Annotated in this window: 21 protein-coding genes, 1 tRNA gene and 1 pseudogene; 10 read left to right on the top strand and 13 right to left on the bottom strand. The window is 70.9% G+C overall.

Features of this window, described 5'->3' with window-relative positions; translation table 11 throughout:
• Positions 1 to 122: 122 nt before the first annotated feature.
• Positions 123 to 2,003: a sialidase family protein gene (locus tag ABZ823_RS29510; protein ID WP_361665897.1), complete on the bottom strand. Its 1,881-nt coding sequence runs from the start codon at positions 2,001 to 2,003 to the stop codon at positions 123 to 125.
• 454 nt (positions 2,004 to 2,457) lie between these two features.
• Between ABZ823_RS29510 and ABZ823_RS29505 the strand changes: the two genes are divergently transcribed.
• Positions 2,458 to 2,985, top strand: a complete 528-nt coding sequence (locus ABZ823_RS29505; RefSeq protein ID WP_361665896.1) for an isochorismatase family protein — start codon at positions 2,458 to 2,460, stop codon at positions 2,983 to 2,985.
• Positions 2,982 to 3,290 carry a LysR substrate-binding domain-containing protein gene (locus ABZ823_RS29500; protein ID WP_361665895.1) on the top strand — a complete coding sequence of 103 codons (309 nt, stop codon included), beginning with the start codon at positions 2,982 to 2,984 and terminating at the stop codon, positions 3,288 to 3,290. The genes ABZ823_RS29505 and ABZ823_RS29500 overlap by 4 nt, the downstream gene beginning before the upstream one ends.
• Here the strand turns inward: ABZ823_RS29500 and fdhD are convergent.
• The 5 genes from fdhD to ABZ823_RS29475 are packed head-to-tail and all read right to left on the bottom strand — an operon-like array spanning position 3,281 to position 9,730.
• Positions 3,281 to 4,129, bottom strand: coding sequence for a formate dehydrogenase accessory sulfurtransferase FdhD (fdhD, locus tag ABZ823_RS29495; RefSeq protein ID WP_361665894.1), 849 nt, complete (start codon positions 4,127 to 4,129; stop codon positions 3,281 to 3,283). The genes ABZ823_RS29500 and fdhD overlap by 10 nt on opposite strands.
• Positions 4,130 to 4,136: 7 nt before the next feature.
• Positions 4,137 to 4,997: a 2Fe-2S iron-sulfur cluster-binding protein gene (locus ABZ823_RS29490; protein WP_361665893.1), complete on the bottom strand. Its 861-nt coding sequence runs from the start codon at positions 4,995 to 4,997 to the stop codon at positions 4,137 to 4,139.
• Positions 4,994 to 6,817 (bottom strand): NAD(P)H-dependent oxidoreductase subunit E, encoded by a 1,824-nt coding sequence (locus ABZ823_RS29485; RefSeq protein ID WP_361665892.1) that lies wholly within the window; start codon positions 6,815 to 6,817, stop codon positions 4,994 to 4,996. Before ABZ823_RS29485 ends, ABZ823_RS29490 begins: the two co-directional genes overlap by 4 nt.
• Positions 6,818 to 6,821: 4 nt before the next feature.
• A complete protein-coding gene (locus tag ABZ823_RS29480) occupies positions 6,822 to 8,741 on the bottom strand; it encodes a molybdopterin-dependent oxidoreductase (RefSeq protein WP_361665899.1) in 1,920 nt (639 codons plus the stop codon).
• 17 nt (positions 8,742 to 8,758) lie between these two features.
• The gene (locus ABZ823_RS29475) at positions 8,759 to 9,730 is read right to left on the bottom strand and encodes a 2-dehydropantoate 2-reductase (RefSeq protein ID WP_361665891.1); all 972 of its coding nucleotides are present in this window, start codon (positions 9,728 to 9,730) and stop codon (positions 8,759 to 8,761) included.
• Positions 9,731 to 9,963: 233 nt separating this feature from the next.
• Between ABZ823_RS29475 and ABZ823_RS29470 the strand changes: the two genes are divergently transcribed.
• From ABZ823_RS29470 to ABZ823_RS29455, 4 genes are all read left to right on the top strand, one after another.
• Positions 9,964 to 11,289: an OFA family MFS transporter gene (locus ABZ823_RS29470; RefSeq protein WP_361665890.1), complete on the top strand. Its 1,326-nt coding sequence runs from the start codon at positions 9,964 to 9,966 to the stop codon at positions 11,287 to 11,289.
• Entirely contained in the window at positions 11,264 to 11,392 is a 129-nt protein-coding gene (locus tag ABZ823_RS29465) for a hypothetical protein (RefSeq protein ID WP_361665889.1), read from the top strand. The genes ABZ823_RS29470 and ABZ823_RS29465 overlap by 26 nt, the downstream gene beginning before the upstream one ends.
• Before the next feature lie 160 nt (positions 11,393 to 11,552).
• Positions 11,553 to 12,500, top strand: coding sequence for a beta-ketoacyl-ACP synthase III (locus ABZ823_RS29460; protein ID WP_361665888.1), 948 nt, complete (start codon positions 11,553 to 11,555; stop codon positions 12,498 to 12,500).
• A gap of 158 nt (positions 12,501 to 12,658) precedes the next feature.
• The gene (locus ABZ823_RS29455) at positions 12,659 to 13,336 is read left to right on the top strand and encodes a GntR family transcriptional regulator (RefSeq protein ID WP_361665887.1); all 678 of its coding nucleotides are present in this window, start codon (positions 12,659 to 12,661) and stop codon (positions 13,334 to 13,336) included.
• A 95-nt stretch (positions 13,337 to 13,431) separates the two neighbouring features.
• Here ABZ823_RS29455 and ABZ823_RS29450 read toward each other — a convergent pair whose 3' ends face one another.
• The 5 genes from ABZ823_RS29450 to ABZ823_RS29430 form a co-directional block, all read right to left on the bottom strand.
• Positions 13,432 to 14,838 (bottom strand): OFA family MFS transporter, encoded by a 1,407-nt coding sequence (locus ABZ823_RS29450; RefSeq protein WP_361665886.1) that lies wholly within the window; start codon positions 14,836 to 14,838, stop codon positions 13,432 to 13,434.
• Position 14,839: 1 nt separating this feature from the next.
• Positions 14,840 to 15,325 carry a hypothetical protein gene (locus ABZ823_RS29445; RefSeq protein ID WP_361665885.1) on the bottom strand — a complete coding sequence of 162 codons (486 nt, stop codon included), beginning with the start codon at positions 15,323 to 15,325 and terminating at the stop codon, positions 14,840 to 14,842.
• Between the two features lie 165 nt (positions 15,326 to 15,490).
• On the bottom strand, positions 15,491 to 17,635 hold the full coding sequence (locus ABZ823_RS29440; RefSeq protein WP_361665884.1) for an acetate--CoA ligase family protein: 2,145 nt from the start codon (positions 17,633 to 17,635) through the stop codon (positions 15,491 to 15,493).
• 4 nt (positions 17,636 to 17,639) lie between these two features.
• Positions 17,640 to 18,869 carry a formyl-CoA transferase gene (frc, locus tag ABZ823_RS29435; RefSeq protein WP_361665883.1) on the bottom strand — a complete coding sequence of 410 codons (1,230 nt, stop codon included), beginning with the start codon at positions 18,867 to 18,869 and terminating at the stop codon, positions 17,640 to 17,642.
• A gap of 12 nt (positions 18,870 to 18,881) precedes the next feature.
• Positions 18,882 to 20,564, bottom strand: a complete 1,683-nt coding sequence (locus ABZ823_RS29430) for a thiamine pyrophosphate-binding protein (protein ID WP_361665882.1) — start codon at positions 20,562 to 20,564, stop codon at positions 18,882 to 18,884.
• Between the two features lie 144 nt (positions 20,565 to 20,708).
• On the opposite strand from ABZ823_RS29430, the gene sucC reads away from it, so the two are divergent.
• From sucC to ABZ823_RS29410, 4 genes and pseudogenes are all read left to right on the top strand, one after another.
• The gene (gene sucC, locus ABZ823_RS29425; protein WP_361665881.1) at positions 20,709 to 21,839 is read left to right on the top strand and encodes an ADP-forming succinate--CoA ligase subunit beta; all 1,131 of its coding nucleotides are present in this window, start codon (positions 20,709 to 20,711) and stop codon (positions 21,837 to 21,839) included.
• A gap of 11 nt (positions 21,840 to 21,850) precedes the next feature.
• Positions 21,851 to 22,783, top strand: a complete 933-nt coding sequence (sucD, locus tag ABZ823_RS29420) for a succinate--CoA ligase subunit alpha (RefSeq protein WP_361665880.1) — start codon at positions 21,851 to 21,853, stop codon at positions 22,781 to 22,783.
• A gap of 151 nt (positions 22,784 to 22,934) precedes the next feature.
• Positions 22,935 to 24,476: pseudogene (locus ABZ823_RS29415) on the top strand (aldehyde dehydrogenase family protein).
• Positions 24,477 to 24,653: 177 nt separating this feature from the next.
• Positions 24,654 to 24,738, top strand: a tRNA-Leu gene (locus ABZ823_RS29410).
• A gap of 154 nt (positions 24,739 to 24,892) precedes the next feature.
• Here ABZ823_RS29410 and ABZ823_RS29405 read toward each other — a convergent pair.
• Together ABZ823_RS29405 and ABZ823_RS29400 are read right to left on the bottom strand one after the other, a co-directional pair.
• Positions 24,893 to 25,375, bottom strand: coding sequence for a hypothetical protein (locus tag ABZ823_RS29405; protein WP_361665898.1), 483 nt, complete (start codon positions 25,373 to 25,375; stop codon positions 24,893 to 24,895).
• Positions 25,376 to 26,035: 660 nt separating this feature from the next.
• On the bottom strand, positions 26,036 to 26,398 hold the full coding sequence (locus tag ABZ823_RS29400; protein ID WP_361665879.1) for a DUF5335 family protein: 363 nt from the start codon (positions 26,396 to 26,398) through the stop codon (positions 26,036 to 26,038).
• Positions 26,399 to 26,802 lie beyond the last annotated feature (404 nt).

The raw sequence follows: 26,802 nt of genomic DNA, 5'->3' as shown, positions 1-26,802 counted from the left end.
CCCGAGTGTGCGCGGCGGGACCATCGCCTCCCGGCGCGCGCCCGCCACCCCACGCCCCGGCGCCCGCGCGGCGGCCGGGGAAGGGAGTGCGCGCGCCCAGTAGGAGGTGGGCCGCTCGCCTCCTAGTGGCCGCCGCTCACCCGGTCCATGGGCAGCCACACCACCGCGTCGCGCGCGGGGACCCCGGCGCCGGTGCGCAGCGAGGCGATCTCGTCGTCGCCGAGCGCCCGGTCGTAGACCCTGACGTCGTCGATCGCGCCGGTGAAGAAGGCCCTGCTGTCCATACGCTGGCCGATGTGCACGCCGAAGGGGGAGTTGCGGCTCACGGAACCGGGCACGTCCGCAGTGCTGAGCGCCGTGCCGTCGATGAACAAGGTGAGCCCGTCGCCGCCGCCCCGGCGCAGCGCGAGGTGGTGCCACTGTCCGTCGTTGTACGCGCCGGAGGCGCGCACATACGCGGACCGCGGGGGCGAGGCGCCGTCGCGGACCGTGATCAGGCCCTGGATACGGTTCGAGGCGGGCTCTGCGCGCAGCCACACCTGGGGCTGTGAGGTGCCGATGCCGCCCATCCAGAGCAGGGGCTGCTCTCCGGTCGTCGCCGTGTACCGGAACCAGAGCGAGGCGGTGAAGTCCTTCGTGCCGAGCGGCAGCCGGGGCTGATACGGCAGGCGTACGGCGTCGTCGGTGCCGTCGAACGCGAGGGCGCCGCCGAACATCCCGTCCGTCTGCCGCGCGCCGCCCAGGACGGCGGCCGGCCGGGCGTGCGGGGCCAGGTCGGGTGTGGTCGGGTCGGGGCCGCGGCGCGGCCGCAGCCAGTCCTCGGTGAAGCGGGCGAAGCGGATCTCGTCCCGCGCGTCGACCGCGCCGCCCTCGTACATCAGGCCCACGGTGCCCCCGTCGACGCGGACCAGGTCCGAGTAGCCGGACCAGTCGGTGGTGACGACCGTGCCGCGGTCCACGCTGTCCCAGGTGCGTCCGCCGTCGTAGGAGGAGCGGATCATCATCGTCCGGCGGCGGTCCGGGTCACCGGGGCAGGCCAGCAGGATGCGGTCGCCGAGGCGCAGCATCGAGCCCTGGACCTGGGGCGTGTACAGGTCCGGCAGGTCACGGAAGGGGGCGACGAAGGTGCCGCCGCTGTCGCGGCTGACGGCCTGGGTGCGGTGGCCGAGGTCGGTGCCGTCCTGCTCGCGCCCGCTGACCAGGATCGAGCCGTCCTGGCGCTCGGTGAGGGTGAGTTCGGACGGCTTCTGGCGGAAGGTGCCGTCGTCCGCGATCGGCCAGGAGTCGGTGGCGCCCACGCGCCAGTGGTCGCCGCCGTCGTCGCTGGTCATCAGCGCGGCGTGGTTCGCGGTGACCCGGCTGCCGTTCCAGGTCTCGGCGTTGACGCCGAAGACCAGGCGGCCCGCGTGCCGGCCGCGGGTCAGCTGGATGCCGTGCACGGGCCCGGTCGCGTACCAGGAGTTCCAGTCCGCGGGCAGGATCTGCGGGCTCAGGTCCCGAGGCTTCGACCAGGTCAGCCCGTCGTCGTCGCTGAACTGAAGGTGCGGGGTGCGGTCGCAGGGCACCGAGCAGCTCGCGCTGTCCGTGCGACCCGTGTTGTACGTCTCGGCGAGCAGGATGCGGCCCGTCTCCCGGTCCACCAGGGGGGCCGGGTTGCCGTGCGTGTCCCCGGCGCCCTCGTTGACGACCTGCAACGGACCCCAGGTGCGGCCGCCGTCGGTGGAGCGCTTGACCACGATGTCGATGTCGGCCGCGTCACCGCAGTTGAGCACGCGGCCCTCGGCGAAGGCGAGCAGGGTGCCCTTCGCCGTCCTCACGACGGCCGGTATCCGAAAGCAGGAGTAGCCGGGGTCCTGGGAGGCCCTGAAGAGCACCTGCTGCTCGAACCGGCCCTCGCTCCCCGCTTGTTGCGCGCCCGCCGGGCTCGGCAGCGCGAGGAGCGCGGCGGCGGTGAGGACGGCGGTCAGGGTCGATCTGAGTCGTGCACGGAGACTTGACGCCACGGTGCGGCCCGCCCTTCATGCGTCTGGACTCATGCGTTGTGGGCATGCTGGTCATCCCATGTCCAACGTGCGGTTCACAGACGGTACTTGGGCTCTCAATGACCCCACAAGAAGCGTGCAGGGTCCACGCTCCCCGGCCGGGGCGCCGCGGCGGTCGGGGGCTCAGGGGCGCAGCACCACCTTGCCGAGGTTGCCGCGCGACTCGATCGCGACCACCTCGTCGGCGCCGAGCGAGCGCACGAACTCCGTCTTGCCGACATCCGACACCGCGGCCCATGACGCGGGACGCGCAGCGTGTCCGGGCCGGCTGATTGCTTGGAGCGCTGCGAGAAGGCGGCCCGGGAGGCCAACGACGCCCTGATCGCCCCGCTGACGGCGGCCGAGCGGGACCGTTTCCTGGACCTGCCGATCCGGATTTCGGGCACGGAGGGCTGACGACGGCTAACGTTCCGTCATGACCGCACCTCTCACACTCGATCCCAGGCGCACCGCGCTCGTGCTCGTCGATCTGATGGAGCGCACCGTCGCGCTGCCCCTGGAACCCCGCAAGGGCACCGAAGTCCTGTTCACCGCGGAGGAGCTGGCAGGCACCTTCCGCTCGGCCGGCGCGTTCGTCGTGCTCCTCCGCGTCGAACGCCCCTCGGTCGCGGAACAGCCGCCCGGCAGCTGCCTTGCGGCCGGCCTGCTCCGGAACGGCGACCTGGAGGTGGTGAAGGGTACGGTCGGCGGCTTCCAGGGCACCCGCCTCCACGAGAGCCTGAGGGAGCGTGGCATCACCACCCTGGTGTTCGGCGGCGTCGCCACCAACCTGGGCGTGGAGTCCACCGCCCGCGCCGCCGCCGACCTCGGCTACGCCCTCGTCTTCGCCGAGGACGCCATGGCCGCGTTCACCGCGGCCGAGCACGAGGCCTCGGTCCGGCTCGACTTCCCGCGGCTGGGATCGGTGGTGGCGGCCTCGCAGGTGCGCTTCACTGCGAGGTGACCGGTCGGCCGATCCGCACCATCGAGGAGAAGTTCGAGTGCGTGGCGGCGGGCACCGGCATCACCCTGGTACCGGAGTCCGTCGCCGAGCAGTACACCCGCCCGGACATCGGCTACGTCCCCGTGCGCGACGCCGAGCCCGACGAGGTCCTTCTCGCCTGGGGGGCGAGCCGCCGCTCACCCCTGATCGCCGCGTTCGCCCGGGTCGCCCAGGGGCGAAGCCGAGACGGGGCCCCTGCGGCGCAGGGGGCGCTCCCCGCCGGTCGGGGCCCCGCCGCCGTGCCGCGGGGAGCCGGTCAGCCCTGAGCGGCCGCGGTCCGCAGGGCGATGCGGTCCTCGCCCGCGTACACGTTCATGGAGCTGCCCCGCAGAAAGCCCACCAGCGTCAGACCCGTCTCCGCGGCCAGGTCGACCGCCAGTGACGAGGGCGCCGAGACCGCCGCCAGCAGCGGGATGCCCGCCATCACGGCCTTCTGTGCCAACTCGAAGGAGGCCCGGCCGGAGACCAGCAGGATCGTGCGGGACAGCGGCAGGCCGCCGCTCTGCAGGGCCCGGCCCACCAGCTTGTCGACCGCGTTGTGCCGTCCCACGTCCTCCCGGACGTCGAGCAGCTCCCCGTCCTCGGCGAACAGGGCCGCCGCGTGCAGCCCCCCGGTCCGGTCGAAGACCCGCTGGGCGGCCCGCAGCCGGTCGGGAAGACTCGCGAGCAGCTCCGGGTCCACCCGGAGCGGGGGGTTGTCGGCGATGGGCCAGCGCGCCGTCGTACGGACCGCGTCCAGGCTCGCCTTGCCGCACAGACCGCACGACGAGGTCGTGTACACGTTGCGCTCGAGGGTGATGTCGGGGATCGCCACGCCCGGCGCGGTCTGCACGTCCACCACGTTGTACGTGTTCGATCCGTCGACGGTCGCCCCGGCGCAGTAGACGATGTTCCGCAGTTCGCAGGCCGCGCCGAGCACCCCCTCGCTGACCAGGAACCCGGCCGCGAGCGCGAAGTCGTCACCCGGGGTGCGCATGGTGATCGCGAGCGGCTTGCCGTTGAGCCGGATCTCCAGTGGCTCCTCCGCGACGAGCGTGTCCGGCCGGGCGGACACCGCGCCGTCCCGGATGCGGATCACCTTGCGTCGTTCCGTGACTCGTCCCATGTCCTGATCAGCCCCGGTTCTGTACGTGCTGGTAGCCGAAACGGCCCTTGATACAGAGGTTGCCGTGGGTCACCGGGTTGTCCTGCGGGGAGGTGACCTTGACGATCTCATTGTCCTGCACGTGCAGGGTGAGGTTGCAGCCCACACCGCAGTACGCGCACACGGTCGTCGTACGCGTCTGCGCCGACTCGTCCCAGGTACCCGCCGCGCGGCGGTCGAACTCCGACTTGAAGGACAGCGCCCCGGTCGGGCACACCTCGATGCAGTTGCCGCAGTACACACACGCCGACTCCGTGAGCGGACCGTCGTGCTCGACGGCGATGCGGGCGTCGAAGCCGCGACCGGAGACGGCGATCGCGAAGGTGTTCTGCCACTGCTCGCCACAGGCGTCCACGCACTTGTAGCACAGGATGCACTTGTCGTAGTCGCGCACGTACAGCTCGTTGTCGACGCGCGGTTCCTCGCCCAGCCGGGCCGCGTCCGGGCCGAAGCGGTCCGGGTCGGCCCCGTACTCCCTGATCCACTCGGCGGCTCTCGGCGTCGTCGACAGATCGACCGAGGACGCGAGCAGTTCCAGCACGACCTTGCGGCTGTGGCGGGCGCGCTCGGTGTCGGTGCTGACCTCCATGCCGGGCTCCGCCCTGCGGGAGCAGGCCGGAACCAGGGTGCGCGAGCCCTCGACCTCGACGACGCAGACGCGGCAGGCGTTCTTCGGGGTGAGGGTGTCGCCCTGGCAGAGGGTCGGGACGTCCTTCCCGGCCGCCCGGCAGGCGTCCAGGACGGTCGAGCCCTCGGGCACCCGCACCTCCTGCCCGTCGAGCGTGAACTCGACCGGCCGGCGCGGCAGTCCCAGCGGTATCGCGGTCATTCGTACGCCCCCAGACGGTCGATGGCGGATTCCACGGCGTTCCACGCGGTCTGCCCGAGACCGCAGATCGAGGCGTCCCGAAGGGCGCGGCCCACCTCCCTGAGCAGCGCGAGGTCGTCGGCGGCCGCGGCGCCCCTGCGCTCCACGATCCGGTGCAGCGCCTCCTGCTGCCGCACGGTGCCGACTCGGCAGGGCACGCACTGGCCGCAGGACTCGTCGCGGAAGAACTCGGCGATCCGCAGCAGCAGGCGGGGAAGCGGCACGGTGTCGTCGAACGCCATGACGACCCCGGAACCGAGCGTCGTTCCCGCCCGCCGGGTGCCCTCGAAGGTGAGCGGGAGATCCCGCTCGTCGGGGCGAACGAAACCGCCGGCCGCGCCGCCCAGCAGCACGGCACGCAGCCCCTCCCGCACCCCGGCCAGCTCCAGCAGCTCGCCGAGCGTGACGCCGAACGGCACCTCGTAGACGCCCGGCCGCGCGACACTCCCCGAGACGCAGAACAGCTTCGGCCCGGTGGACCGCTCCGTGCCGATCGCCGCGTACGCCTGAGCGCCCTGGGTGAGGATCGGCAGGACGTTGACCAGCGTCTCCACGTTGTTCTCGACGGTTGGCTTGCCGAACAGTCCCTTCTCCACCGGGAAGGGAGGTTTGGCCCGCGGCTCGCCCCGGTATCCCTCGATCGAGTTGAACAGGGCGGTCTCCTCACCGCAGATGTACGCGCCCGCGCCCCTGCGGATCTCGATGTCGAAGGCATGGCCCTGCCCGAGGATGTCGTCGCCGAGCAGACCCCGCGCGCGTGCCTGGGCGATCGCGTGCTCCAGCCGGTGCAGGGCGCGCGGATACTCGCCGCGCAGATAGATCCAGCCCTTGTGCGCACCGATCGCGTACCCCGCGATCGTCATCGCCTCCACCAGCGCGTACGGGTCACCCTCCATGATCACGCGATCCTTGAAGGTGCCCGGCTCGGACTCGTCGGCGTTGCAGACGAGGTGGTGCGGGTGGTCGGGCTGGGAGGCCGTGGCCTGCCACTTGCGGCCGGTGGGGAAGGCGGCGCCACCACGCCCGACCAGGCCCGAGTCGGTGATCTCGCGGATCACCCCGGCCGGGCCGAGCTCGAAGGCCCGACGCAGGGCCGCATAGCCGCCCTGGGCACGGTAGTCGTCCAGCGAGGCCGGGTCGACGACGCCGACCCGGCGCAGCAGGGTCAGCGAGGGGTCGCCGGCCTGGGGTACCGCCAGGGCCGCAGGGGGTTCTGGCAGTGCCGAGTCGGGGGCGCTCGCCGCGAGCACGGCGGCCTCCACGGTCGCCGGCGCCGACACCGCCGTACGCACCGGGTCCCCGGCCCTGATCGCGAGGGCCGCCGGGGCGCGCTCGCACAGGCCGAGGCAGGGGCTGCGCTCGACGCGGGCACCACTGCCGGGCCCGAGCCGGGACTCGATCCCCGCGCACAGCCGGTCCGCCCCGGCGGCCGTGCAGGCGAGGTCCGTGCAGACGTGCAGCACGGTCGCGGGCCGGGGAGCCACCGAGAACATCGCGTAGAAGGTGGCGACCCCGTACGCCTCCGCGGGCGGCACGGTCAGGCGCCGGCACAGGTAGTCGAGGGCGCCCGCGCTGATCCAGCCGATCCGGTCGTTGATCGCGTGCAGCCCCGGCAGCAGCAGATCGCGGCGGTCCCGGGCCGCACGTCCGCCGCGGGCCCACCTGAGGTCCGCCTCGGAGCGGTCGGCGCCCTCCCACGCGGACTCGGGAGGGCCGAGCAGGGCGTCGACGGCCGCCCGTTCCTCGTCCGACGGTTTGCTGTCGCCGAAGTGCAGGTCCACGACATCACCTCACGTAGGTCGCCGCCGGAAGCTTCTCGATGCGGATCGCCGACGCCTTGAACTCCGCCGTGCCCGCGATCGGGCAGTTCGCCTCGATCGTCAGCTGGTTGGTGTCCACCTCGTCGGGGAAGTGCATCGTCATGAACGCGAGCCCGGGCCGCAGCGCCGGGTCGATCCACACCGGCGCCACCACGGACCCGCGCCGGGAGGTCACCCGGACCTCCTCGCCTACGACCACCCCGTAGCGCTCGGCGTCCTCCGGGCACAGCTCGACGGACTCGCCGCGCCGCAGCGGAGAGGCGAAACCGCCGCTCTGGACACCGGTGTTGTACGAGTCCAGCCGCCGCCCGGTCGTCAGCCGGATCGGGAACTCCTCGTCCGTGAGGTCGACGGGCGGGTCGTGCAGCACGATCCCGAAGGGCGCGGGCGCGCCCCGCCTCGTCGGGTCCTTCTGCCACAACCGGCCGTGCAGGAAGGGCGGCTCGAGGCGCTCGGTGCTGGGGCAGGGCCACTGGATGCCCTGGTGTTCCGCCAGCCGCGCGTACGTCATGCCGTAGTGGTCCGGCGACACCGACCTCAGCTCGTTCCAGACGGCCTCGGCGTCGGCGTACTTCCAGTCGTGGCCGAGCCTGGCCGCCAGGTCGCAGAGGATGTCGATGTCCTCGCGGGCCTCACCGGGCGGGGCGACCGCCCGCCGTACCCGCTGAACGCGCCGTTCGCTGTTGGTGGTCGTGCCGTCGGTCTCCGCCCAGCCGGCGGTCGCGGGCAGGACCACGTCCGCCAGCTCGGCGGTCTTGGTGAGGAAGATGTCCTGCACGACGAGGAAGTCCAGGGCCCGCAGCCGCCGTACGGCCTGTTCGCTGTCCGCCTCCGACTGCGCCGGGTTCTCGCCGATGCAGTAGACGGCCTTCAGAGTGCCCTCCTCCATCGCCTCGAACATCTCGGTGAGGTTCAGCCCGTAGTGCGGGGCGAGGGGAGTGTTCCAGGCGGACTCGAACTTGTGGCGTGCCCCGGGGTCGAGGATGTCCTGAAAACCGGGCAGCCGGTTGGGGATCGCGCCCATGTCACCGCCGCCCTGCACGTTGTTCTGGCCGCGCAGGGGTTGCAGGCCGGCGCCGTAGCGGCCCACGTGCCCGGTCAGCAGGGCCAGGTTGATCAGCGCGCGGACGTTGTCGGTGCCGTTGTGGTGCTCGGTGATGCCGAGGGTCCAGCACAGCTGGGCGCGCTCGGCGCGGGCGTAGCCGTGCGCCAACTCCCGGATGGCGCGGGCCGGTACGCCCGTCACCTTCTCGGCGAGCGACAGCGTCCAGGGCTCGACCAGCGCCCGGTATTCCTCGAAGCCGGTCGTGGCCCGCTGGATGAACGCCTCGTTCGCGAGGCCCGCGTGGATGATCTCGCGGCCGATCGCGTGCGCCATCGGGATGTCCGTGCCGACGTTCAGGCCGAGCCAGCTCTCCGCCCACTCGGCGGTGGAGGTGCGGCGCGGGTCGACGGCGTACATCCGGGCGCCGTTCCTGATCCCCTTCAGCACGTGCTGGAAGAAGATCGGGTGCGCGAAGCGGGCGTTGGACCCCCACATCACGATGACGTCGGTGTGCTCGATCTCCTCGTACGACGACGTCCCGCCGCCCGAGCCGAACGCGGCCGACAACCCGGCCACGCTCGGAGCGTGACAGGTCCGGTTGCAGGAGTCGACGTTGTGGGTGCCCATGACGACCCGCGCGAACTTCTGCGCCACGTAATTGGTCTCGTTGGTGGCGCGCGCGCAGGAGAACATGCCGAACGCGTCCCGGTGGCGCGCGAGCCCCCGGGCGGTGCGGTCCAGGGCCTCGTCCCAGTCGGCCGGCCGGAACGGCTCGTCGCGTGCGTCCCGCACCAGGGGGCGGGTGAGCCGGGTGTAGGTCTTCGGTCCGCGTTGCCTCATGTGGCGCTCCTCAGCCTTCATGCCGCGCTCCTCAGCGCCAGCAGGTCCGAGATGGCGTGCACGGTGCGCAGGGTGGGCACCTCCACGCCGGTGATCTCCGCCAGCTCGACGACGGCGGCGAGTAGGACGTCGAGTTCGAGGGGTCTGCCGCGCTCCAGGTCCTGGAGCGTGGACGTACGGTGGTCGCCGACGCGTTCCGCGCCCGCGAGGCGCCGTTCGATGGAGACGCCGACCGTGCAGCCGAGGGCCTCGGCGACCGCCAGCGTCTCGGCCATCATGGTCTCGATGACCCTGCGGGTGCCGCCGTGCAGGCACATCTGCCGCATGGTCGCCCGGGCCAGCGCGCTGATCGGGTTGAAGGAGATGTTGCCGAGCAGCTTCAGCCAGATGTCGTGCCGCAGGTCCGCCTCCACCGGGCACTTCAGGCCGCCGGCCCGCATGGCCTCGCTGAACGCCAGGCAGCGGGCCGAGATGCCGCGGTCCGGCTCGCCGACGGAGAACCGGGTGCCCTCGAGGTGGCGCACGATCCCCGGCCCTTCCAGTTCGGTCGCCGCGTAGACCACACAGCCGACGGCACGCTCGGGCGCGAGCACCGCACTGACCGCGCCACCCGGGTCCACGCTCTCGATGCGACGGCCGTCGTGGGGCCCGCCGTGCCGGTGGAAGTACCACCAGGGAATGCCGTTCTGGGCGGCGACGACCGTCGTGGTGTCGTGCAGGAGCGGTGCGATCAGCGGCCCGCACGCCGCGTAGGTGTGGGCCTTCAGGCCCAGGAAGATATAGTCGACCGGGCCCACGTCGGCCGGGTCGTCGGTGGCGTGGGCGTGCGCGGTGAAATCGCCGCGCGGGCTGCGCACCGTTACTCCGTGCCGCCTCATGGCCGCCAGATGGGGTCCACGGGCGATGAGGTGCACGTCGGCGCCCGCGCGATGGAGCGCGGCGCCGACGTAGGCGCCGATCGCACCGGCGCCGAGGACTGCGACTTTCACGAGAACACTCCGTTCGGTCGAGGGAGTACCGCGGAGGTGGCGACGTCGGAACGCTGGAACGCCCGTTAAAGTGTCGACGAAATATTGTCTACAGTATGGGAGTTGGTCCGGCAAGGGTCCGTGCACCAACTGGCAGTGGTCGGCCGACCGTTCGCCGCACCCTGGATACCGCTCACCGCATACGGTCGACGTGACGGTTCTCAACTCCGGTCCGCCTGCCTACCGTTCGCCCCATGAGCCCCCCTGTCGCGCCCCCCGGATGGAGCCGCTGGCTGGTGCCGCCCGCCGCTCTCTCCGTCCATCTCTCCATCGGTCAGGCGTACGCCTGGAGCGTGTTCAAGCCGCCCCTGGAATCCGCGCTCCACCTCGACGGCACCGAAAGCGCCCTGCCCTTCCAGCTCGCCATCGTCATGCTCGGCCTGTCCGCCGCGTTCGGCGGCACGCTCGTCGAACGCAAGGGCCCGCGCTGGGCGATGACCGTGGCCCTGGTCTGCTTCTCCTCCGGCTTCCTGATCTCCGCGCTCGGCGCGGCGAGCGAGCAGTACTGGCTGATCGTCCTCGGCTACGGGTTCGTCGGCGGCATCGGCCTGGGCATCGGCTACATCTCACCCGTCTCCACGCTGATCAAGTGGTTCCCGGACCGGCCCGGCATGGCCACCGGCATCGCCATCATGGGCTTCGGCGGCGGCGCGCTGATCGCCTCGCCCTGGTCCGCGCAGATGCTCCAGTCGTTCGGCTCCGACCACTCCGGGATCGCGCTCGCCTTCCTGACGCACGGGCTCGTGTACGCCGTCTTCATGTCGCTCGGGGTCCTGCTGGTGCGGGTGCCTCGCTCCGAGAAGCCCGTGGCGGCCGGTCCGAGCGCCGTCGACGGCGTACAGGTCTCCGCCCGCAGCGCCGTGCGCACCCCGCAGTTCTGGTGCCTGTGGGTCGTCCTCTGTATGAACGTGACCGCCGGCATCGGCATCCTCGAGAAGGCCGCCCCCATGATCACGGACTTCTTCTCGGGAACCTCGACGCCCGTGTCGGCATCCGCGGCCGCCGGTTTCGTCGCCCTGCTGTCGGCGGCGAACATGGCGGGCCGCATCGGCTGGTCCTCGGCCTCCGACCGGATCGGCCGCAAGAACATCTACCGCCTCTACCTCGGCGCGGGTGCGCTGATGTACCTGCTCATCGCGTCGTTCGGCGACTCGTCGAAGCCCCTGTTCATCCTCTGCGCGCTGGTCATCCTCTCCTTCTACGGCGGCGGTTTCGCGACCGTACCCGCCTACCTGAAGGACCTGTTCGGGGCCTACCAGGTGGGCGCGATCCACGGCCGGCTGCTGACCGCCTGGTCGACCGCCGGGGTCCTCGGACCGCTGATCGTGAACTGGATCGCCGACCACCAGAAGGAGGCCGGCAAGCACGGCCCGGACCTGTACGGCCTGTCCCTCATGATCATGATCGGTCTGCTCGTGGTCGGTTTCGTCGCCAACGAGCTGGTCCGGCCCGTCCACCCCCGCCACCATGTCCCCGCACCGAAGGAGGCCGCCGATGGCCGACGAGAGCAGCCCGCCTGAGCGGCGGACGTTGACCGCCCTGGCCTGGCTCTGGGTGGGGGCACCCCTGTGCTACGGCCTGTACGAGCTGATCCTGAAGGCGAAGCAGCTGTTCACCGGGTGAACCCGGACGGCCGTCCCGCGGATACTCGGCCGTCCGAGGGTCTGCGGGAAGCCGACAACACGGACGGCCCATTCCTGTCGCTTCACCTGCCGCCCTACCCGTGAGTCACTGATCAGACTGGTGGATCCCGCTACCCACGGCAAGGAGGGGGACCCCACCCATGAACGGCTCACGTATCGCCGCCGTCGGCCACTACCAGCCCGCCAAGGTGCTCACCAACGAGGACCTGGCGGGCATGGTCGACACCAGCGACGAGTGGATCAGGACCCGGGTGGGCATCCGCACGCGCCACATCGCCGGGCCCGACGAGCCCGTCGACGAGCTGGCCGCGCACGCCGCGGCCAAGGCGCTGGCGGCCGCAGGCCTGGCGCCGGGCGACATCGACCTGGTCCTGGTCGCCACCTCCACCGCCGTCGACCGCTCGCCGAACACGGCCGCCCGCGTCGCGGCCCGGCTCGGCATCCCGCAACCGGCCGCCATGGACGTCAACGTCGTCTGCGCCGGCTTCACGCACGCGCTCGCCACCGCCGACCACACCGTGCGCGCGGGTGCGGCCACGCGGGCGCTCGTCATCGGCGCCGACAAGATGTCCGACGTGACGGACTGGACCGACCGTGCGACCTGCGTGCTGGTCGGGGACGGCGCCGGGGCCGCCGTGGTCGAGGCCTGCCCCGCCGGCGCCGAGCCCGGGATCGGGCCGGTGCTGTGGGGTTCGGTGCCCGGGATGGGGCACGCGGTACGCATCGAGGGCACGCCCCCGCGGTTCGCGCAGGAGGGGCAGAGCGTGTACCGGTGGGCCACCACCCAGCTGCCGCCCATCGCCCGCCAGGTCTGCGAACGGGCCGGGACCGCGCCCGAGGACCTCGCCGCGGTGGTGCTGCACCAGGCGAACCTGCGCATCATCGAGCCGCTGGCGGAGAAGCTCGGCGCGGTCAACGCGGTCGTCGCCCGTGATGTCGCCGAATCCGGCAACACCTCGGCGGCGAGCATCCCGCTCGCCCTGTCCAAGCTCGTGGAGCGCGGGGAGATCTCGAGGGGCGACCGGGTGCTCCTCTTCGGCTTCGGCGGAAACCTCTCGTACGCGGGCCAGGTCGTCCGGTGCCCGTGAGCCGCCCCACGGCCGCCCCCGCGACGGAACCGGCCGCCCCAGCCGCTGCCTGCGTTTGCCATATCCCCCACCCCAGTGCGCCGTAGACTGTAGACGAAAGACAATCCATACTGGCTTTCCGTGCCACCGCGCCGCCGTTGCCCTGAAGGGGGACCGCGATGTTGTCGACAGGACTGCCGCAGGGAGCGGTACCCAGGCTGGAGCGCCCCGGCCCGCTGCGCGACCGCGTCTACGAGGCGCTGCTCGAACTCATCACCACGCGTGCCCTCCAGCCCGGCCAGCACCTCGTCGAGAGCGAACTCGCCGGGCACCTTGGGGTCTCCCGGCAGCCGGTGCGCGAGGCGTTGCAGCGGCTGAACACCGAGGGCTGGGTCGATCTGCGGCCCGCCCAGGGCGCGTTCGTGCACGAGCCGACGGAGGAGGAGGCCGACCAGCTCCTGACGGTGCGCACGCTGCTCGAGGCGGAGGCCGCCCGGCTCGCCGCCGCGCACGCGGGCAGCGCCGGCATCGCGGCCCTGGAGGAGCTGTGCGCCCAGGGAAAGCGTGCCGTCGCCGAGGACGACGTGGACGGGGCGGTCGCGCTGAACGCCCGCTTCCACGCGAAGGTGATGGAGCTCGCGGGCAACGCGGTCCTCGCGGAGCTGGCCGGGCAGGTCGACCGGCGGGTGCGCTGGTACTACACCCCGGTCGCCCGGCAACGGGGACAGCAGTCCTGGAACGAGCACCGCGAGCTGATCGCCGCCATCGCCGACCGCGACGAGCAGCGGGCCACCCGGCTCATGCGCGAACACACCGAGCACACACGGCGGTCGTATCACGCCCGGGCGGAGTCCTGAGCCCTTCCCGGCGACCATCGGCGAGCGACACCGGACACGGCGGTGGTCCTCCCGGACGCGGGAGGACCACCGCCGGCCCTGTGACGGTCCGCCCGTCAGCCTGTCGCCTGCGGCTGCGGAGCCGATGCGGCCTTCCGGCTCCGCCCCGGCTGCCGCAGCAGCAGGGCGATCGCCGCCGAAACCATCGAGACACCCCCGGCCAGGGCGTACGCGCCGTTGTAGCCCCAGGCCGCGACGACCATCGAGCCGAGACCGCCGCCGAACAGACCACTGATCAGCTTGCCGCTGTAGACCAGACCGTAGTTGGTGGCGTTGTAGTTCTCGCCGAAATAGTCCGGGGTCAGGGCGGCGAACATCGGGTAGAACGCACCGCCGCCGAACCCGGAGAGGAAGGCGAAGAACAGGAACAGCCATTCGCTCTTGATGTCTCCGGCCCAGATCACCCCGAACTGGGCGAGGCCGAGGACGACGATGACGAACACCAGGGTCAGCTTGCGGCCCCAGATGTCGGACAGCCAGCCCACGACACCCCGACCGATGCCGTTGATGACCGCCATGATGCCCATGGACGACGCCGCCACCAGGGGACCGAAGCCCACCTCCTTGGCGAAGTCGACCTGGAAGGAGATCCCGAAGATCGACACGCCGGCCGTCAGCACGATGGAGATCCACATCAGGGGCAGCATTCCGGTCCTGATGGCCTCCCCGGGTGTGTACTGCCGCACCGCGGGCGGGTTCTTGGCGAGGGCCACCACGTTCTTCCCCTTGCCGGAGAAGGTCAGCGGGTCGATGTCAGCCGGCCACCAGTTCCTCGGCGGGTCCTTGAAGAAGAAGGCGCAGCCGAACACCACGACCAGGACGTAGCAGCCGATCAGGTCGAGCACCCGGTGGTAGTTCCCGGTGTCGAACGCGTAGTTGAAGATGAAGATGAACGGCAGCGATCCGTAGGCGAATCCGCCGTTGACGAACCCGGTCCTCGCCCCGCGCCGCTCGGGGAACCACTTGCCGACCATGTTGATGCAGGTCGCATAGACGAGACCGGCACCGATTCCGCCCACGACGCCGAAGCCCAGGATCGCCGCCCACACATTGCTCAGGTGCGACAGGGCCAGGAAGCCGACGAGACACATCCCGGACCCGAGGTACATCGCCCGGCGCGCGGTCAGGACCCCCCGCTCCCGCAGCCAGCCGGCCGGGAAGGCGATACCGGCCTGGAAGAACACCCAGATGCTGAGGATCCAGAAGGTGTTGCTCTGCGTCCAGCCGTGCGCCTCGGACAGGGTGTCCTCGGCGGAGCCGTACGCGTACTCGAAGACGCTGATGGCCATCATGGCGATCCAGGGGAGGTACACCATGAGCTTGCGGGAGTGGCCGAGGATGTCCCGGTCGGTCTCGCCGATGCGGTAGACACGGCCGTGGGCGTCGGTCACCTCGCGGTAGGCGCGGCCCGCGGCCCCGGGGCCGGCCGACGAGCTGTTCGTGGCTATGGGGTCTGCCGTCATGTCACGCCATCTCCTCGCCGAGCGGATGCGGGTGGGGGACAGTGCGCCGGGCGTCGGGCCTGCCCGGTGCCTTCAGATAAAGGGCCGGGGCCGCGAAGGCCGGGCCGATGGAGCCCGTCGGGACGGGCGCGCCGCGGAAGTCCCCGTCACCGGCGACGACCGCGCCCGGACCGGAACCGGCGAGCCCCGGGATCAGCGCGCCGGACCGGGCCGGGCCCAGCACGACGCAGTCGATGACCAGTGCGGAGCGGCGGCCCCGGCGGTGGGAGAGCCGGCCGGCGACAGCGCGCCGGGTGCCGTCGACGATCGCCCTCGGGGACATCGCCGCGGTCACGAAGCCGCCCGCGAGGCCCAGGGCCTTCTTCGGGGCCGCCCTGCCCGGACGGACGGGCAGCCCGCGGCTCTCCCGCAGCTGCCCGCGGGAACGGCCCGTGATGCCGGCGTCGCTCTCGCCGGTCCGGTACACGCGGCCGTTGCGATCCGTCACCTCCCTGGAGGGGACGGACGTCGATAGATCGGTGGTTGTCATGTGTGCCGAGCACCCCTTGCGTCGAAAGTTCTGGCCAGCGCCCCCTGTCCCATGCCTTTCGTGCGCGCGCGGGTCCGGCGGGGCCGCCGACGCGCACCGTCGGCGGCCCCGCACTCACTCACCTCATGAACCACCCCCCAGCAAGCCCGCCGCCCGGGCCCAGCGGTACTTGGCACCGAGCACGGCCACCGGCTTCTCCGTCGTGTACGGGTACGCCACCACCCCCCGCTCGTACAGGTACTGGCAGGCCTCCTCGACCTCGACGTCACCGGCGAGGGAGGCCACCACCGGCTTCTGCACGCCGCGCTCCCGGAACTCGGCCACCACCCGCGCGGTCAGCTCGGCGAACACCATGGGAGGAGTGACGATGGTGTGCCAGTAGCCGAGGACGAGTGCGTGGATGCGGGGATCCGCAAGGCCCAGCCGGATCGTCGCCTCGTACGTCGACGGCGGCTCGCCGCCCGTGATGTCCACCGGGTTGCCCGCGGCCCCGAAGGGCGGGATGAACTTCCGGAAGGAGGCGTCCAGATCCGGCGGGATCTCCATCAGGGTCAGTCCGTTGTCGGTGACCGCGTCCGACAGCAGGACACCGCTGCCGCCGGCCCCGGTGATGATGACGATGTTGTCCCCCTTCGGGGTGGGCAGCACCGGCAACGCGCGCGCATACTCCAGCATGTCGTTCAGACCGGGCGCCCGGATGACACCGGCCTGCCGCAGGATGTCGTCGTACACGGCGTCATCGCCGGCGAGCGCACCGGTGTGCGAACCGGCGGCCCTGGCGCCCGCCGCGGTACGCCCGGCCTTCAGGACCACCACGGGCTTCTTGGGGACGGTCTCCCGCGCGGCCCGCACGAACGCACGCCCGTCCTTGAGGTCCTCCAGGTGCATCGCGATGCACTCGGTGTGCGGGTCCTCGCCGAACCAGGTCAGCAGGTCGTCCTCGTCCAGGTCCGATTTGTTGCCGAGGCCGACGATCGCCGACACACCCGTCCTCGTGGTGCGTGCGAAGCCCAGGATGGCCATCCCGATGCCCCCGGACTGCGAGGTCAGCGCGACCCCGCCCTTGACGTCGTAGGGCGTGCAGAACGTGGCACACAGGTCCTGCCACGTCGAGTAGTAGCCGTAGATGTTCGGGCCGAGCAGCCGGATGCCGTACCGCTCGGCGATCGCCACGATCTCCTCCTGGAGCGCGTGCTCCCCGGTCTCCGCGAACCCGGAGGGGATCAGCACGGCGTTGGGGATCCTCTTGCGTCCCACCTCCTCCAACGCGGCGGCCACGAACGGGGCCGGGATGGCGAAGACGGCCACATCCACCTCACCGGGGACGTCGGTGACACTCTTGTACGCCTTGCGGCCCAGAATGTCATCGGCCCTCGGGTTCACCGGGTGGATCTCCCCGGGGAAACCGCCGTCGACGAGGTTGCGCATCACCGAATTGCCGATCTTGCCCTGCTCGTTGGAGGCGCCGATCACGGCCACGGAGGACGGCTGCATCAGCCGGCGCATGGAGGTGAGGATCTCCTCGCGCGTGTAGCGACGGCGCTCCTTGGGCGGCGTCTCGGCAAGGATCACGCGGATGTCCGCCGCGACCGCGCCGTCGGGGGTGGCGATCACCGGGTTGAGGTCGACCTCCGCGATCTCGGGGAAGTCCGCGACGAGTTGGGAGACCCGGCGGATCTGCTCGGCGATCGCCCACCGGTCCACGCCCGCCTGCCCGCGCACCCCGCGCAGGATCTCGGCCGAGCGGATGGAGTCCAGCATGGACATCGCCTCGTCGGCGTCCACGGGCGCCAGCCGGAACGTCACGTCCTTGAGCACCTCGACGAGCACCCCGCCCAGCCCGAAGGCCACGGTCTTGCCGAAGGTGGGGTCGGTCACGGCGCCGACGATGACCTCCTGCCCCTGAGGCAGCAGTTCCTGGATCTGGACCCCGTCGATCCGGGCGTCCGGGTCGTAGGCGCGTGCGTTGCGGACGATCGTGTGGAAGGTCGCCCGCACGTCCGCCGCGCCCGTCACTCCGACGACGACACCGCCGGCGTCGGTCTTGTGCAGGATGTCCGGGGAGACGATCTTCATCACGACGGGCCCACCGAACCGTGCCGCGTGCGCCACCGCCTCCTCGACGTCCCGCGCCAGTTCCTCGCCGGGTACGGCGATGCCGTACGCGTCGGCGATCACCTTGCCCTCGGGCGCGGTGAGCGCGGTACGTCCGCCCGCTCGCACGGAATCGAGGAGGGCACGCACCCTGAGCACCCGGTCTTCGGCCATCACGTCAGATCACTCCGTTCGACTTGAGCAGGCGCAACTCCTCGTGGCCGAGGCCCAGCTCGCCGATGTAGACCTCTTCGTTGTGTTCGCCGAGCAGCGGGGAACCCGTCACCTCGACGGGGGAGTCCGAGAGCTTGAGCGGGCTGCCCACGGTGACGAACTCGCCGCGTTCCGGGTGCGGTACGCGTACCACCATCCCGTTCGCGGCCAGGGACTCGTCCTCGATGATCTCCTTGGTCGACAGGATCGGCCCGCAGGGGATGTCGTGGGCGTTCAGCCGCTCCAGCACCTCCCACTTGGGAAGGGCCGACGACCACTCCTCGATCAGCTGGAACATCTTGTTGAGCTTCGGCAGCCGGGCCTCGGGGGTCGCCCACTCGGGGTCCTCGGCCAGCTCCGCCCGGCCGATGAGTCGGCTGAGCGGCTTCCAGCCGACGGGCTGCACGATGACGTAGACGTAGTCGTTCGGGCCGCCCGGGGCGCACCTGACCGCCCAGCCGGGCTGGCCGCCGCCGGACGCGTTTCCCGAGCGGGGAACCTCGTCGCCGAAGTCCTCGTTGGGATACTCGGTGAGCGGTCCGTGTGCCAGGCGTTGCTGATCGCGCAGCTTCACCCGGCACAGGTTGAGTACGGCGTGCTGCATGGCCACGTTGACCCGCTGGCCACGCCCGGTTTTCTCCCGCTGGTACAGCGCCGCGAGAATCCCCGCGACGGCGTGCACACCCGTCCCCGAGTCCCCGATCTGGGCCCCCGTCGCCAGCGGCGGTCCGTCCTCGAAACCGGTGGTCGACATCGACCCGCCCATGGCCTGGGCGACGACCTCGTACGCCTTGAAGCCGGTGTAGGGGCCCTCACCGAATCCCTTGATGGAGGCGTAGACGATCCGTGGATTGATCTCCTTGACGCGGTCCCAGGGAAAGCCCATGCGGTCCACCGCGCCCGGGCCGAAGTTCTCGACCATGACGTCGGAGCGCCGGATCAGCTCGGTGAGGATCTCCCTGCCGCGCTCGGTCTTGGTGTTGAGGGTGATGCTCCGCTTGTTGCAGTTGAGCATCGTGAAGTAGAGGGAGTCGACGTCCGGCAGGTCGCGCAGCTGCCTGCGCGTGATGTCACCGGTCGGCGCCTCCAGCTTGACGACGTCCGCGCCGAGCCAGGCAAGGAGCTGGGTCGCGGAGGGCCCGGACTGGACATGGGTCATGTCCAGGACGCGGATACCGTCGAGAGCCTTGGTCATGACAAGCGCTCCTCACTTGTACATGGTCTGGTTCATGGTTCCGGGGGCGTACGCGTCCGGGTCGACCCAGACGTTGATCAGCGAGGGCTTCCCGGACTCGCGGGCCCGGCGCAGAGCGGGGCCGATGTCGGCGGGGTCGCGGACCTCCTCGCCGTGACCGCCCAGAATCTGGGCGAACTTGTCGTAGGGGACGTCGCCGAGGGTGTTGCCGACCCGCTCACGCTCGCGGCCGTACTTCTGGGCCTGGCCGTAACGGATCTGGTTCATCGAGGAGTTGTTGCCCACGATGCCGACGAAGGGGAGGTCGTAGCGGACGAGGGTCTCGAAGTCCCAGCCGGTGAGGGAGAACGCCCCGTCACCGAACAGGGCGACGACCTCCTTGTCGGGGCGCGCCTGCTTGGCCGCGAGCACGAAGGGGATACCGACGCCGAGCGTGCCCAGCGGGCCCGGATCCATCCAGTGACCGGGCGACTTGGGCTGGACGACCTGACCGGAGAAGGTGACGATGTCGCCGCCGTCGCCGATGTAGATCGAGTCCTCGGTCAGGAAGTCGTTGATCTCGCTGACGAGACGGTACGGGTGGATCGGTGAGGCGTCCGACCTCAGCTGCGGCAGCCGCTTCTCGAGCGCGCTCTGCTCGGCGGCGCGCAGCTCGTCGAGCCATTCCTTGCGCCGGGACGTCCCGCCGTCGATACGTCCCAAGGCCGCCTCGGTCACCGACTTCAGGACCAGTCCCGCGTCGCCGACGATGCCGAGGTCGATGTCCCGGTTCTTGCCGACGGTGCGGTAGTCGAGGTCGATCTGTACGACGGTCGCGTCGGGGGAGAGCCGTTTGCCGTAGCCCATACGGAAGTCGAACGGCGTACCGACGATGACGATGACGTCGGCGTGTGAGAAGGCGTAGCGGCGCGAGAGCTGGAAGTGGTGCGGATCGCCCGGCGGCAGGGTGCCGCGGCCGGCCCCGTTCATGTACGCGGGGATGTTCAGGGTCCGTACGAGGTCGACGGCGGACTCGGTGCCCCGGGTCGTCCACACCTGGCTGCCCAGCAGGATCGCCGGCCTCTCGGCGCGCACGAGCAGGTCCGCGAGCTTCTCGACGGCCTCGGGGTCGCCCGGCGAGCGGGTGGAGGAACGGTAGTGGCCGGGCCGGGGCACGCGGGCCTTGTCCCGCGGCACCTTGGCGTCCAGGACGTCGCGCGGGATCTCGAGGAAGGAGGGCCCGGGCGCGCCGTGGTAGCACTCGCGGAACGCCATCGACACCATGTCCGCCGCGCGCGCCGTGTCGGGGACGGTCGCCGCGAACTTGGTGATGGGCGTCATCATGTCGACGTGCGGCAGGTCCTGCAGGGAACCCATCTTGTGCTGGGTGAGGGCGCCCTGACCGCCGATCAGCAGCATCGGGGACTCCGCGCGGAACGCGTTGGCGACACCCGTCACCGCGTCGGTCGTGCCGGGGCCCGCCGTGACGACCGCACAGCCGGGTGTGCCGGTGATGCGCGCGTAACCGTCGGCGGCGTGGGCGGCGACCTGTTCGTGACGTACGTCGACGACCTCTATGCCTTCGTCCACGCAGCCGTCGTAGATGTCGATGATGTGGCCGCCGCACAGGGTGTAGATGCGGTCGACGCCCTCGGCCTTCAGCGCCTTGGCAACGAGATGACCACCTGAGATCACGTCTTGGGTGTCGTCGGGCATGGCGAAGTCCTGTCCCTTCGTAGGGGGTTGGAACGCGCTCGCAGTATATTGCATACAGTCGACGAATACTGTATGAAGCTTGTTATCCCGCATCCGGTGGGTGGTGTCCAGGGGGCGTGCGGCACTTTCCAGACAGGAGCCGAGATGGACCTGTACGAGCACCAGGCAAGGGAACTCTTCGCGGAACACGGCATCGTCGTCCCACGGGCCGAGGTCACGGACTCGCCCAAGGAGGCCCGGGAGATCGCCCGGCGGCTCGGCGGCCGCGTCGTGGTCAAGGCACAGGTGAAGACGGGCGGTCGGGGCAAGGCGGGCGGCGTCAAGCCGGCCGCCGACCCGCCCGCCGCCGAACTGACGGCGCGCCAGATCCTCGGGATGGACATCAAGGGGCACAGGGTGGGCAAGGTGATGCTCGCCGAGCCCGTCGACGTGGAGAAGGAGTGGTACGTCTCCTACGTGCTCGACCGCGCGGCAGGCCGCTTCCTCGCGATCGCCTCCGCGGAGGGCGGCACGGAGATCGAGGAGGTCGCCGCCCGTCATCCCGAGGCGGTGGCACGCGTGCACATCGACCCGGCGCAGGGCGTCACCTCCGCGAAGGCGGCCGAGATCGCCACGGCCGCGGGCCTGCCGCCGGACACCGTCGACGTGCTGGTGCGCCTCTGGGACGTACTCGTCCGCGAGGACGCCCTGCTGGTGGAGGTCAACCCCCTCGTACGCACGGCGCAGGGTGGCGTCGTCGCCCTCGACGGCAAGGTCACCCTGGACGACAACGCCCGATTCCGGCAGAACCGTTGGGGCGAAGAGGGCACCGGCCACGACGACCCGCTGGAGGCCGCGGCCGCCGCACGGCACCTCAACTACGTCAGACTGGACGGGGAGGTCGGCGTCATCGGCAACGGCGCGGGACTCGTCATGTCGACGCTCGACGTGGTCGCGAGCTGCGGCGCCCGCCCCGCCAACTTCCTCGACATCGGCGGCGGCGCCTCCGCCCGGATCATGGCCGACGGCCTGTCCGTCATCCTGTCGGACCCGGCCGTGAAGTCCGTCTTCGTCAACGTCTTCGGCGGCATCACCGCCTGCGACGCGGTCGCCGACGGCATCGTGCAGGCACTGGACGCGATCCAGCCGACCAAGCCGCTCGTGGTCCGCCTGGACGGCAACAACGCGGCCCGGGGCCGAGCGATCCTCCGGGAGCACGCGCACCCACTGGTCCAGCAGGCCACCACCATGGACGGCGCCGCACGCCGGGCCGCCGAACTCGCCACCGCCGACTGAAGGAGCCCGCCGTGGCCGTCTACCTCACCAAGGACAGCAAGGTCCTCGTCCAGGGCATGACCGGAGGCGAGGGCATGAAGCACACCCGCCGTATGCTCGAGGCCGGCACGGACGTCGTCGGCGGCGTCAACCCGCGCAAGGCGGGCCGTTCGGTCGAATTCGAGATCTCCCAGCGGCACAACGGCCTGGGAGGTTCTGCTCTCGCGATCCCCGTCTTCGGCTCGGTGCGCGAAGGCCGGGAGGCGACCGGCGCGGACGTCAGTGTCGTCTTCGTGCCACCTGCCTTCGCCAAGGCGGCCGTCATGGAGGCCGCCGACGCGGGCATCGGCCTCGCGGTGGTCATCACGGAGGGCATCCCGGTACACGACGCGGTGGCCTTCACCTCGTACGCCGAGCGGAAAGGCACCCGGATCATCGGCCCCAACTGTCCCGGGCTGATCACCCCCGGCCAGTCCAACGCCGGCATCATCCCGGCGGACATCACCAAGCCCGGCCCCATCGGCCTGGTGTCGAAATCGGGCACGCTCACCTACCAGCTCATGTACGAACTGCGGGACATCGGCTTCTCGACCTGCGTCGGCATCGGCGGCGACCCCGTCGTCGGCACCACCCACATCGACTGCCTGGCCGCCTTCGAGGCCGACCCCGACACCGAACTGATCGTGATGATCGGCGAGATCGGCGGCGACGCGGAGGAGCGGGCCGCGGCGTACATCCGCGACCACGTCACCAAGCCGGTCGTCGGCTATGTCGCGGGCTTCACCGCACCGGAGGGCAGGACCATGGGACACGCGGGCGCCATCGTCTCCGGCTCCTCGGGCACCGCGCGGGCGAAGAAGGAAGCGCTGGAAGGGGTAGGGGTGACGGTGGGCGACACGCCAACCCAGACGGCGCGCCTGGTGCTCACCCTGCTGGCCACCGAGCGTGACGTCACTCATAGTTGAGGCGAGGTTACTTTCAGGCGTCGCGACGCCTCGCTAGCGTCCTCCGTACGACGTCTCCGACTCGTATGACGTGTGACATGCCGTATCCGTGCGACACGAGACGAGCCATGCCCGACCCGCCCCCGACTGTGACCGAGAGCGGAGCAATCGAATGGCACTCACCCTCACCCTCAAATCCGGTACCTCCTGGTCCGACGCCTGGCAACGCTGCCTCGCCGTCGCGCCCGAGGCGTTCCGGGACGACCGTGTCCTGAACCTCTGGGACTCCTCCTGGCAGGCGGACGGCCATGCGCTGCCCGCCACCAGCCCGGTCGACGGCAGCCCCATCGCCGGCCCGCCGCGCCTCGACCGTGAGACCGCCCGCCGCGCCGTGCGGGCCGCGCTGGACCAGCACCGTGCCTGGCGCCAGGTGCCCCTGACCGAACGCCGGGCCCGGGTCGCCGCGACCCTGGACGCCCTCACGGAACATCGTGAGCTGCTGGCCCTCCTCCTCGTCTGGGAGATCGGCAAGCCCTGGCGGCTCGCGCAGGCCGATGTGGACCGGGCGATCGACGGCGTGCGCTGGTAAGTCGACGGAATCGAACCGATGATCGGCGACCGGTCCCCGCTGGACGGCCCGGTGTCGAACATCGCGAGCTGGAACTATCCGATGAGCGTCCTGGTCCACGCCCTGCTGGTGCAGGCCCTGGCGGGCAACGCCGTCATCGCCAAGACGCCGACCGACGGCGGTGCCGCCTGCCTCACCCTGGCCTGTGCGCTCGCCGCACGGGAGGGGATCCCCGTCACCCTCGTCAGCGGCAGCGGGGGCGAACTGTCGGAGGCGCTGGTGCGGGCGCCCGAAATCGGCTGTGTCTCCTTCGTCGGCGGCCGGGACACCGGCGCCGCGGTGGCCACGGCGGTCGCCGACCTGGGCAAACGGCACATCCTCGAACAGGAGGGACTGAACACCTGGGGCATCTGGAACTACACGGACTGGGAGTCGCTCACCGCGGTCGTCCCGAAACTCTTCGACTACGGCAAACAGCGCTGCACGGCGTACCCGCGCTTCGTCGTCCAGCGCTCCCTGTTCGACGAGTTCCTGGCGGCGTACCTCCCGGCGGTCCGCCGTGTACGGGTCGGCCACCCGCTGGCGGTGGAGAAGCGCGAGGACCCCTACCCGGAGCTGGACTTCGGGCCGCTGATCAACGCGGCCAAGGCGAAGGAACTGTCGGACCAGGTGGCCGAGGCGATCGACCGCGGTGCGGTGCCCCTGCACCGGGGGAGGCCGGCGGACGCCCGCTTCCTGCCCGGCCAGGACACCTCGGCGTACGTGCACCCGGTCACGCTCCTGAACCCGCCCCCGTCCTCCCCCCTGCACCACGCGGAGCCGTTCGGCCCGGTCGACACGATCGTCCTGGTCGACACGGAGGCGGAACTGCTGGCGGCGATGAACGCCTCGAACGGCGCATTGGTCGCCACGCTCTCCACGGACGACCGGGCGACCTACGACCGTCTCGCCCCGCAGATCCGCGCCTTCAAGGTGGGCCACGGCAAGCCCCGCTCCCGCGGCGACCGCGACGAGCTCTTCGGCGGCTTCGGCGCCTCCTGGCGCGGTGCCTTCGTGGGCGGCGACCTGCTCGTACGCGCGGTGACCCAGGGGTCGGCGGGGGAGCGGCTGCCCGGGAACTTCCCCGAGTACCAGCTCGTGCCCTGACCGACGACGGGCGGCGCACACCTTCAGGGTGCGCCGCCCGGTGCCCGGCCACTTCCCGCGGGCGACCCTGGCCGCCCGCCCGGCGCCCGGAATACGCAGGTGAAGGCCACTCCGAAACCTTGGTATTGTTGTCCCTGTCGCCGCGGGGAAGACCCCCGGCCAGGCGGCAGACACCTTGTCCGGGTGGCGGAATGGCAGACGCGCTAGCTTGAGGTGCTAGTGCCCTTTATCGGGCGTGGGGGTTCAAGTCCCCCCTCGGACACAACGATTGAGGATACGGTGACGAGGGCCTCGACCTTACGGTCGCGGTCCTCGTTGCGTGTTCATAGGTGATCGTGATGCCCAGGGCCTCGTAGAGCGGGCCTTTCCTCTCGGCGGCAGCATTCTGGATGCGCTGTGCAATATCTCCAAGACTCTCAGTGATCCGCCGGATCTGTCGGGCGTCGAGCGGGATCTGCCTCTTCCGGGTGACGAAGGGGTGCGTCGAGCTTCTTCTGCGCCGCGTCCTTGTCCCGCTGGGCCTCGTTAATCCACTGGGTGACGACGGCGGGGTCGGCTCCGGCGTCGAGGGCTGCCTGGTAGCGGGCGAGCCGCCGCTCGCATTCCTTGATCGCCTGGCGTGCTTGGGCCTGCCCGGGGGTCTGGGTCTCTGCGGTGCTTGCTGCGGCGCTGGCGTGGGTGAGCGCTTCGATGGTGGCGGGGAGCCGGTCCGGGGCGAAGGCGCGGGCGATCCACCGGTCCAGGGCCTGGCACACGATGTCTTCGCGCAGGTAGACGGTGCGCGGGTGGGTCAGGTCGGGGTAGAGGGTGGCTTCTTCCTCTTTGAACTCGCAGCGGTAGTAGACGCGGCTGCGGATGGTGGCGGGCTGCATCTTGCACCCGCACAGGCTGCACCGGATCCGACCGCGCAGGGCGTAGGGGCGCCCGCCCCGCTTCCCAGCGCCTCGCCAGGCCCGGCCCGGCAGAGGACCGCTGGTCTATGTCGGCAAGGCCGGTGAGCGTCAAGGGAAGGGCCTCCGGGGCCGGCTGCGGCGCTACACCAGCGGGAGGGCTCTGGCGTCCGGTCTGGGTGAGGCTGTGTTCGACCGGGCGCTGGCCGATCCCGAGTGGCTGCGCGAGCGGCTGGCGGAGGCGGAGCAGGGGGGAGCCCATGCGGGCGACTGCGTGGGGCAAGGCCGCACTGGGCTGGGCGGACATTCATGTCTGCTGGGCCGTCACCGAGAGCGGCACGGCGGCCGAGGCCCCCGTAACTCCCGGGCGACGCACGGGACTCTCACACGCTCCTCGAAGAGGTCGACGGCCTGCATCCGTACCCCTCGCGGCGCTTGCGCTGCTCGGCGGTCAGCCCGCCCCCATCTGCGTACCGCATAACTCCGGGGTACCAGCCACGCCCGAAAGCTCCACAGAAACTCCAGCTCAGACCCACCCCACACCACACCACAAGGATCCTTAAACGATCACTAGATCCCCAAGTCGGCCCGTCACCCATCTAGTGATCACCAATCGGTTTGTCGTACGAGGTTCCGTGACGGCTGCCGGCGGCGGGCGCGCCTCGGGGGTCAGGACTCCGTGCCGGACTCCTGGGGGAAGAAGGTGATCAGCGTGGCGGTGCCGTCCTTGTCGACTGTCCGGACCGCCGGCTCGGGAATGTCCTGCGTGGCGACGTCGATCTCCCTGGGGTGCCACACCAGGTGCCGCAGGACGACGGGGTAGCGCGGCGACCGTCCGCCGACGGAGACGGCCACTACGTCGTCCTTCGGGTCGTACACGATGGTGGCGAAGGGCAGCCGGTTGGCTTCGTACTGGTGCCCGACCTCGGGGTCCAGTACCTCGATGGTGACGAACTCCCCCTGGTGTTCCTCGGTCACTCGGTTGAGGGCGGTCTCCCAGGTGCTGCGGTCGAGCGTTTCGGTGCCGGCCATCGTCGTTCCTCCTCCGGTGGCAATCTGCTCTCCCCACGACGGTAGCCACAGCCCTGAGCGACTGCCTCGGCCTGACAGGTCGAGCCGTGCGGCCCTGGTGGACCTGCCTGGACGAGTCCGGGCCGAAGCCCCACGGGGCGGGCTCCGGTACGGGCGGAGCGGGGGCGGGCACGGCCTGCCGGACCCACGTGAGCCACCACGCGCCCGCTGCCGCGTTGCTACTCCCAGGGCTCAAGACAGTCCCTCTGCTTCCGCCGAGGACCCCATGCGTACGCCTCTGTTGCCGTCATCTTCTGCCGTCAGGCTCCGCTAGTGTCCTGAGTCCTTGTTTCGCTATAGAAGTAGGCTGGGCTCATGGCGCGTATGGGTCGGCCGACGGTCGAGGTGATTCTGACGGATCAGGA

Origin of the sequence: Streptomyces sp. NPDC047079, assembly GCF_040643755.1 — a bacterium.
Classification (GTDB): Bacteria; Actinomycetota; Actinomycetes; order Streptomycetales; family Streptomycetaceae; genus Streptomyces.
Note: the sequence above shows the minus strand (reverse complement) of the source record. Positions and strands in the feature narration are given on the sequence as shown.

Excerpts from the sequence above, each read along its gene's own strand:
- ABZ823_RS29505 (WP_361665896.1), top strand. The coding sequence starts at position 2,458 with ATGACCGCACCTCTCACACTCGATCCCAGGCGCACCGCGCTCGTGCTC.
- fdhD (WP_361665894.1), bottom strand. The coding sequence starts at position 4,129 with ATGGGACGAGTCACGGAACGACGCAAGGTGATCCGCATCCGGGACGGC.
- ABZ823_RS29490 (WP_361665893.1), bottom strand. The coding sequence starts at position 4,997 with ATGACCGCGATACCGCTGGGACTGCCGCGCCGGCCGGTCGAGTTCACG.
- ABZ823_RS29480 (WP_361665899.1), bottom strand. The coding sequence starts at position 8,741 with ATGAGGCAACGCGGACCGAAGACCTACACCCGGCTCACCCGCCCCCTG.
- ABZ823_RS29470 (WP_361665890.1), top strand. The coding sequence starts at position 9,964 with ATGAGCCCCCCTGTCGCGCCCCCCGGATGGAGCCGCTGGCTGGTGCCG.
- ABZ823_RS29465 (WP_361665889.1), top strand. The coding sequence starts at position 11,264 with ATGGCCGACGAGAGCAGCCCGCCTGAGCGGCGGACGTTGACCGCCCTG.
- ABZ823_RS29460 (WP_361665888.1), top strand. The coding sequence starts at position 11,553 with ATGAACGGCTCACGTATCGCCGCCGTCGGCCACTACCAGCCCGCCAAG.
- ABZ823_RS29455 (WP_361665887.1), top strand. The coding sequence starts at position 12,659 with ATGTTGTCGACAGGACTGCCGCAGGGAGCGGTACCCAGGCTGGAGCGC.
- ABZ823_RS29450 (WP_361665886.1), bottom strand. The coding sequence starts at position 14,838 with ATGACGGCAGACCCCATAGCCACGAACAGCTCGTCGGCCGGCCCCGGG.
- ABZ823_RS29440 (WP_361665884.1), bottom strand. The coding sequence starts at position 17,635 with ATGGCCGAAGACCGGGTGCTCAGGGTGCGTGCCCTCCTCGATTCCGTG.
- frc (WP_361665883.1), bottom strand. The coding sequence starts at position 18,869 with ATGACCAAGGCTCTCGACGGTATCCGCGTCCTGGACATGACCCATGTC.
- ABZ823_RS29430 (WP_361665882.1), bottom strand. The coding sequence starts at position 20,564 with ATGCCCGACGACACCCAAGACGTGATCTCAGGTGGTCATCTCGTTGCC.
- sucC (WP_361665881.1), top strand. The coding sequence starts at position 20,709 with ATGGACCTGTACGAGCACCAGGCAAGGGAACTCTTCGCGGAACACGGC.
- ABZ823_RS29400 (WP_361665879.1), bottom strand. The coding sequence starts at position 26,398 with ATGGCCGGCACCGAAACGCTCGACCGCAGCACCTGGGAGACCGCCCTC.